At 47.2% G+C, this 6,433-nt stretch carries 7 protein-coding genes; all 7 read right to left on the bottom strand.

All coding sequences use genetic code 11. The features are described from left to right. Positions 1-68: 68 nt before the first annotated feature. Positions 69-323, bottom strand: a complete 255-nt coding sequence (locus FD01_RS10215; protein ID WP_056964101.1) for a hypothetical protein — start codon at positions 321-323, stop codon at positions 69-71. Beyond that, complete coding sequence (locus tag FD01_RS10210) at positions 323-649, bottom strand: hypothetical protein (RefSeq protein ID WP_054719230.1); 327 nt, start codon at positions 647-649, stop codon at positions 323-325. Before FD01_RS10210 ends, FD01_RS10215 begins: the two co-directional genes overlap by 1 nt. A gap of 164 nt (positions 650-813) precedes the next feature. Further along, the gene (locus tag FD01_RS10205) at positions 814-1,605 is read right to left on the bottom strand and encodes an LPXTG cell wall anchor domain-containing protein (RefSeq protein ID WP_054719227.1); all 792 of its coding nucleotides are present in this window, start codon (positions 1,603-1,605) and stop codon (positions 814-816) included. Continuing rightward, positions 1,602-2,390 carry a class C sortase gene (locus FD01_RS10200; RefSeq protein ID WP_056964099.1) on the bottom strand — a complete coding sequence of 263 codons (789 nt, stop codon included), beginning with the start codon at positions 2,388-2,390 and terminating at the stop codon, positions 1,602-1,604. Before FD01_RS10200 ends, FD01_RS10205 begins: the two co-directional genes overlap by 4 nt. A 4-nt stretch (positions 2,391-2,394) precedes the next feature. After that, entirely contained in the window at positions 2,395-4,395 is a 2,001-nt protein-coding gene (locus FD01_RS10195) for a pilin N-terminal domain-containing protein (protein WP_054719221.1), read from the bottom strand. A 66-nt stretch (positions 4,396-4,461) separates the two neighbouring features. Next, a complete protein-coding gene (locus FD01_RS10190; protein ID WP_191991450.1) occupies positions 4,462-6,096 on the bottom strand; it encodes an isopeptide-forming domain-containing fimbrial protein in 1,635 nt (544 codons plus the stop codon). A gap of 79 nt (positions 6,097-6,175) precedes the next feature. After that, a partial coding sequence (locus FD01_RS16675) for a hypothetical protein (RefSeq protein ID WP_235802956.1) occupies positions 6,176-6,433 on the bottom strand: 258 nt, incomplete at its 5' end.

The raw sequence follows: 6,433 nt of genomic DNA, 5'->3' as shown, positions 1-6,433 counted from the left end.
CTTATTTGAGTGCGCCTATGGTTAGGTATCTCTATCTCTAGTATTTTTCAAACTTACCTCCTAGTTCTTCACGCAATTTGTGGTTGTCGGATAAAGAGTTCCGCATAAAATCGATCAGACTTTCGCGCAGTGTCAATTACACCGACTGGTTCTAAGTCTGGATAAGCCCACCAACCACGCTTCAACAGAAAAGTTCCGCCACTCAAGCGTGCCAGGCTCCCTTTAATATCGGTTAGTGGGATAACAACTCGGATCCGTCCTTGCGGCATATAATTTGCTTGGATTCGTCTGGGATCTGCAATCACCCTTTTAGTACGTTCCATTAGATGAGCTCCTTCCTTAATCCATTCACACGCGACCCGCGAACTGTAATCTCACCATTCACCTGTCGATCGACGCGACGGATATCAATTGCAACCAAGTATTTAGGACAGTATGTCGCCACAAACCCGGTATCATTCTTGCCAGACACCACCTGTCCAATAAGTAACTGGCCGCCAGGCTTGAGCTCATCTAGTACTAGGGGCATGACTTTCGCTAACACGGGCTTAATGTGGGCCACAAGTTCTGGATGATTGCCATATATGTCGCCGGTCTCACCTACTGGCTTTGCCAAAAACGAATCATCTAGATAAACTCCTTTCTCCATCTGATCACCTCTTTCTCAACACAAGTTTTGTTTCTAGGCCAAACGGCCAACGTTGCCCGGAGGAGTCAAACCCCCGCAGCCAGTAATTAAGCGGAATCGTCGGCAACAAAAAATCCCTCCAAAAGTTCTGGAGGGATCAAACAGCCATACGACTGTTTATTAAGCTATTCTGATTTGCGGCTAAAGCGTAACTTGGTAAAGTAGCCGATTGCAGCTAATACCAACGCACCTGCAATTGAGAACACCCAATTCAAGCGGTCACCGGTTTGTGGGAATTCGCCAGTAGGTGTTTTTGTCTTGGGCTTTGGAATCGTCTGCGACTTAGGTTGGATTACCATCTTAGATGGAATTTTTCCAGAATCATCAGCTAGGGGCACGATCAGCACAAATTGTTCTGCCTTCGTTGTGTAGTCTGGGACCGCATCATTTTGGAATAGCAGTGCTTTATATTCATGTGCCTTGACAGTAACTGGTACGTCCAGCAGCCCATCAACACGATCAATGGACTTGGTCTTGCCAGTTGTCACCTTGGTATATTTTGCCAGATCATATGATTTCTTACTCAGCGTTGCTTCAAGTTGATCGCTAGCCGTCTTAACATCCTTGGCATCCTTCTGTTCACCAAGAAGGTTAGTCAAATCAGACGTCACGTCATAAACAGACCAGGTCGCGCCATTGACGCCTGTGTATGTCGTATCAGCAACAGAGGCAGCCTTCGTTGATGTCTTACTGATTACTTGATGAATCTCAATAGTCTGTGAAACATCCGCCTCAGGCTCAACAACGTCGCTGGTCTGAGACTGAACATTCGAGTCGGAACTTGTTGTTGATGATGCACTCGCCGATACAGCAACGGAAGGCGCACTACTCGAGGCATTGACGGGTACAGCCGTTAATGCGGCCGTACTGAAGCACAGCGCTGCAAACAGCGCCGTGGCATAACTCGTCGTTTTCATTGAATTCTCCTTTCTTTTCTTGAATCATTGGCACGATGTTGAACTATCCACCAGATTACGGAGATGAGCATCACCAATCCGATCAGCACACTGCCGAGCACTTGTAGCGGATGATCAAATATCCACTGTATCCAAGTCTTGACACCCGAAACTTTTCCATCAAATGGCACTCGTTTGGCAGTGACGTGTAATCGGTGTGTGTTGAGGTATATCGGCGTACACGTAATCAGCGTAAGAAGATCCTCACCATGCTTAGGAACCAGGTCTTTGACGTAGGTTGGACTATGAGTACTCTTTGAGGTTACTTTATACTCCAACGTCTGCGACTTAACCTTAATATAGATTGGATCTCCCTTCTTCAACTCCCTAATTCTGGTGAACAGGGACAAAATCTTGCCGCTGTGACCATCAATCACTGCATGGGTGCTCTCGCCACCACCAAGGGGTGATGACTGTGGCAACCACCCAGCACCAACGTCTAATGCGCTGGTACTCGAATTGGAAAAGACGGGAAGCTCAACCTTGATCTTGGGAATGATCACCGCGCCAATCGTCGTTGCTTCGGTTTGTTGAACATCTACTGTTGAGGCAGTACCCTTAGCTGACTGAGCCTTGGCCATAGCACGGCTACCACTTTTATCAAGACTTGCGATAGCAGCTTTTTGCTGCTGATACGTTTCATATTGTGGTACGACATAGTGAACACCAAGCGCAACAAGCGCAGCTACACATCCGATCATGATGACTAAAAGAAGTCTGCTAATCAATTTGGCATGTTTTCTCATCGCATCAGGCTACAGTATGCTTACGCTTGTAAATTACGTAGGATACAGCAACAACAATCGTCATCGCACCGATGGCAGCAATCGCATATTCAATTTGACCTTCAGTGGAGCCAGTGTCTGGCAAGCCGGGTTTCTGGTCATCTTTCAACGTCACAAGATCATTGGTATAAGTGTTCGGACCAACAGTGAATTCTTGATCTTTATTGGCGAGCTCATAGCCCGTTGGCGCACCGACTTCATGTAATACGTAGGTCCCTGCCGTCAGACCGTGGATTTCAAACTTCCCGTCTTTGTCAGAGGTAAGCACACCAGCCGTCGCGGCATCTGCGCTAGCGGCCCATTGTGCTTCAGGCACGCTATCTTCATCTGAACCGTCCTTGAAGCCGTTGAAATATTTGCCGGTCGCTTTGTCTTGAATCACGTATTTAGCACCAGACAGCGGCGTTGCAGCAATCCCAGAGCCAAATACGCCTGAGGATTCTTTCAAGAATTTGGCCCCGTAGGTATAAACGGGAACTTTATGAATGATATGACGGACGTGTTGAACACCCGTGTTGGTTGGGTGGTTTTGGTAAGCCAAGTCAATTTGGTTGTTCAAAGCTGCATCCGTAACCGCATCTGCCGTGAGCACCATCTTGTACTTAATGCTGTAAGACTGGCCTGCCAAAGCGGCGACGCTCTTGGAAACTTGGCCGTTGTTGACGATAAAGTCAACCTTCCAACCTTTGTCAGTACCCAGATCGGTCAACTTATAGTCAGTTCCTTCAACCAGAGTCTTATCCCCAGAAGTGATCTTCAAACCACCTTCAGCAGCAACCCAAGATAAACCCGCTGGAACCGTATCAGTCAAGTTGTAAACACCATAAGGCTCTGTCACAAAGGATTGGCCCATGAAGGTGCTCCCTTTGCCGCCGGCAAGATCAGTTGGGAATTTTTGAGTGCTATCAAATGGCACCAAAGACCCTTGTGTGAAGCTGTTCTTCTTATCATCAACAGTCTTAGTCAATCCTGGTGTTGCATAGTTAATGTAAGTCCCGTTCAGCGAGGCCGGATCAATCCCGTCGTCACCAATTGTGAAGCCAAGTTTGTTGGCTGTATCGTTACGCGCATCGGCACCCAGAAGGTAGGTCTTTGCTGCATCATCGGTGTCAATATCTGAAACTTTGTCACTTGCCAATTCGACAAAGTAGTAAGATCCAACAGTCAAACCCGTTGCCTTAAGCTGGCCTTTGGCATCGGCTGTGATTGCACTACCGATAGCTTTCCCAGAACCTGGCTTGCCCGAGTATAGCTGGAACTTCGCCCCAGCCAGTGCCTTACCATCTTCACCATCCTTAGTCAGGGTGAACGTTAGTGGCGTCACGGTGTTCTTGGGGTAGAAGTTAGAAGTAGTTTGGAACTTGTCGCCCGCCTTATTAGTAACTGGCAAAATTACGGTCACAGGATCGGCTTGTTGTGTTACCAGACCCTTTGAGTGCTTGGTTTCCAAGAAGACCCAAACGTGCTGGTCACCGTTATCATCAGATGCGGCCAAATTGCTGAAGGTCGTCGAGGATCTACTAGAGATCACTTGCTGTGAAGTCTTAGTTTGGGCTTTGCTGGTATATTTGTTTCCAGTTGGATCAGCTTTGATAGCAGCATCAATTGCCTTGATTCCAGCATCTGTCAAGTCAGAAGACGAAACGGTGTTGGTAATATCGTAAGCCGTGAAACCGACACTGCCATACTTAGAAGCGTCATAATCAGTTGTGTCCCCGCTCCAACTATGAGCCTCACCATCGGCAGTAATGGCTGCTTGGGTCTTACCTGTCAACGTCATACCTTTGTGTAAGGTCACGTTGACCGTTGCCGGCGCCACGCGAGTAGCGGCAGTTGGGGTAACGGTTGCGGCGCGAACAGTTTGAACGGTTCCAGATGTTGGCGCCAATTGAGTTAGAACCCCCACTGAGAACAGCAAACCTGCGCTTAATGCAAATGCTTTTGCTTTATTAATCTTCAATTCCATTTTTGAAGTCCCTCATTTCTTCCAATGCTTTTTTTCAAAAAAATAGACAACTTCAGTAGTTGTCTTTTAGTTCTGTTGCTTGCGGATCTTCAAAACGCCTAAACCAGCGGTCACAGCAAGCATCGAAACGAGCAACGCTGCTAGTTGCAGATACAATCGTTCTGCGGAGCCGGTGTCTGGTAAATGAACCTTGGTTTTATTCGTGACACTGGTCGTGCCACCGTCTGCGGAAGCTTTGACTGAACCAATACAAGTCAACAACTGATGATCACCTGTTGTCTGTAACTCAACATAATAATATACATGGGACGTATTTTTTGCCGCAGAGAGGCCCTTCCACGTCACGTTCCCACTTGCATCAGTTGTTCCAGTGTAATCAGCCAAAGAAGCTGAGTAATTACTATCCGAAGGATAAACGACGTTGCCCTCCGCATCCTTTTTCAGGTATTTACCACCCTTTGCATTAGCTTCAGTATCTGCTAAAGCAAACTTGACGCCGCTTAGCGCCTTCCCAGCATCATCAACTTTATGAAGGGTCAATTGTTCTTCCTTCAATAAAGTGGTGACGGTGCTGGTTGGCTTGGTGCCAGTATCAGTTGTAAAGGTCCCTTGATTGGTGAATGTATAAACGCCGTTCACAAGGTACTTTGACAAGTCATAACCTTTTTTCAGCTTCGCGTTGAAGGTGAAGGTGTAGGTATGGCCATAGAAGTCTGCCGACTTAAGCTTAGCAGCGGTTGCCGCCAACTTGTAGTTGTTCCCAGCCCCAAGACTGTTAAACCACGAGGTGACGTCCGCCCCATTTTCGTTTGTAATCTTAAGACTATTAACTGTCCATGCCGGATCAATATTATCAGTCAAATATGCCTCAGAATAATAGAACTCTGGGTATTCATTCGGAATAACTTGCGTGATCTGCCAAGTATTGGTTTCGTCGGCAGAGTCAAGTGTGTTCTCTTGAACCTTCTTTTCATCCGAATCGCTGACTGTTTTGGCCGGGGGAACAGTGCTAGTCCGCAGCGGCTTATATGCAGTGTAGCCGAAGTAAGCCGACGACGATCTAATATGCACGTCTTTCAAGCTACCCAATGCGACCGACTTACTGTAATCCACGGTCGATGTCGTGTTGAATTTGCCCAAATGTGTGCGAGCATCGCCTGCAGATGTGAACAACATATCCATGCCAGTGATCCCGCTGTATAAGAATGTAACCTGACTCGTTGGATCATCGTCTCCAGTACCAACGCTAGATTCTGGTTCAAAAACAAATGCACCTGCATCAGTCTTCAAATACTGCAAAATCGTCTTATTGGTCGGCACATACATGTGATCGATGTGTGACCAAACGTCTGAGGTTAACCCGATCGACTGGCCCCAGTCGATGTCGTTAAAGGTGTAGTAACCGTTAACTTCAACAGGCTTATGCGTTTCATGATCCAAGTAAATGAACTTGAATTGCGCCGCACCATCGTCGATTGTAGTATTTGCAACTGGGATCAGATCGACCCCGATTGATGCAGTCCGGAACTGGATCGTTGCAACATCTGAAGTCCAATCTGTTGCAACAATCGCCAGATCCAAGGAACGGCCGCCTAAACTTGCGATATTGGTATAAAGTGCACCAGCAGAACCTTTAGGGGCTGATCCATCAATATGAAGCCCAGTTCCGACATGCGCATCAGCTTTGGTGTCTTTCGTCATGTTTGATGCGCTGCCAAGACCCTTCAGTTCAGTTTTAGAGCTAACTTTCGCAATTACTGAGTACTTCCCATCGACTGTTTCACCAGCTTTCGGAACTGACGCGATGTTGCCTGTCAAAACGCTTTGCCCTGGTAAAACTGTTGATGCGCTGACTCTGTTGCCAGAGGCAAGCATCACGGCCCCCACCAGGACTAATAAAGCTGCTACTCCGGCCGAGAGTTCGCGCGGCAAGCGTAGATGCTTTGGAAATTTGTTCATTCCACTTCACTTCTCTCCTTAGATTTTTTTCAATCGTTTCAGTAAGTTCCTGGGCCTCAGGGTACTTACTGGAATAATG

The organism is Lacticaseibacillus manihotivorans DSM 13343 = JCM 12514 (genome assembly GCF_001435035.1).
Classification (GTDB): Bacteria; Bacillota; Bacilli; order Lactobacillales; family Lactobacillaceae; genus Lacticaseibacillus; species Lacticaseibacillus manihotivorans.
This window is presented reverse-complemented; position numbering and strand designations above follow the sequence as displayed.